This window comes from Oleiphilus sp. HI0128, from assembly GCF_001635365.1.
Window position 1 is genome coordinate 1 of the sequence record NZ_LWGG01001366.1, and the last position, 1,413, is coordinate 1,413.

The following is a 1,413-nucleotide window of genomic DNA, read 5'->3' on the forward strand; positions in this document are numbered from 1 at the left end:
AATCAGGTTGTATACATGGTGCTTAGAACGAGTCTGTTCAGCAAGACGGTTAATTACTTCCAATGCAAGTTTATAATTACTTTGCGCCGCAAAAATCCGTGCTTTTGTTAGGTTAATATCCTCATAGTTTAAGGGGACAGCATTAATGCTTTCTTCGTTTAGTTCATTTATCACAAATTGAGCTTTCTCTATCATCCCCATTGATAAAAGGCAGCGAGCCTTTAGTGCGATGATACTTGGTGGAGTGAAAACGATGGAGTCTCGTTTGTGCTGATAGGTATGCCATGCATCATCCAAGCATTCGATAGCATCGACATATTTGCCCTGTGCAAAATAAAGCATTGCTTGGGTGTACTGAATGATTATGTGCTGGCCTGGCTCTGTCCCAATTTCCAAATGTCGTAGCAAGGGGTTGATGTACGACTGAGCGATAGTAAATTCGGCTTTCTCTGTATATATCAATGCCAAGGCACTATTTTGCCAACAAGAAATTATTCTAGGTTGAGAGTTGTCGTGATAGCTATCGATCCATTGTTGGTTAATAATCCCGGTTTCTAACGCTTTTTCAAGATTACCTTGGTAAAAATAGATCCATCCAAGCAGGCCGCTGCTTGATAGCACCGTGGTATATTTCTTCTCTCGCTTGCCATGCTCAATTGCTTCGCTCAAAGCAGCTTCCGCAGACTCCAGGTCACCGACAGCGAAGCTATCAAGACCAATTCCGTAATAGGTGACGGATTTAAGGGGCATCTTGGTTGTATCGAGCTCTTTCAGAACATCTTTAGTTAATTGTCCTGCGCTCTTTAGGTCTGACTGGCTGCGAGCCAGATAGGCCCGAATAAGCGAGATCTCACTATGTAAGTCAATTAATTCACTTGCGCTAGTTTCAATGCAAAGCAAGCGTTGCTTATCAATAAGGAGTTCCAGCTCTTCTAGCAAAGGGGCAATCACTTCAATTTTGTTACTGAAGAACAATGCCCAGATCTTAAGCATAATCGCGCGGGGAGACTGGCTAAATAGCTTTTCGGGTACTTTTCGAAGCCACTCTAAAACGAGTAAGTGATGCCCTTCATGTATTAGGTTGTTACCATTTTTTTCAAGCAATTGTATTAAAAGATCCCAATCTTGAAGTTGAACAACTTGCTCTATCGCTTCATGGGCTTGTTCATGCGTGACAAGCCACTCAATAGCGCTTTTCTGCAATGTTTCTAGAAGTGTTGGTTGCTCTACTTTAATTTTTCGAAGGAGCGACTCTCTAAACATCTCATGATAACGGTACCAGCTATGTTCATTATCTAAGGGGGTAATGAAGAGGTTTGCTCTATAAAGGTGGTCAAGTATCTTCGCAGAACCCTGGATATTAAGCATCGAGTCGCAAAGCTGCGCGTTTAAGCGGAGTAAACATGAAGACCT

Annotated in this window: 1 protein-coding gene; it reads right to left on the bottom strand. The window is 42.3% G+C overall.

The features are described from left to right. Window positions 1–1,368 (bottom strand): hypothetical protein (locus tag A3763_RS22625; RefSeq protein ID WP_197483058.1); only part of this gene is annotated, 1,368 nt, incomplete at its 3' end. Window positions 1,369–1,413 lie beyond the last annotated feature (45 nt).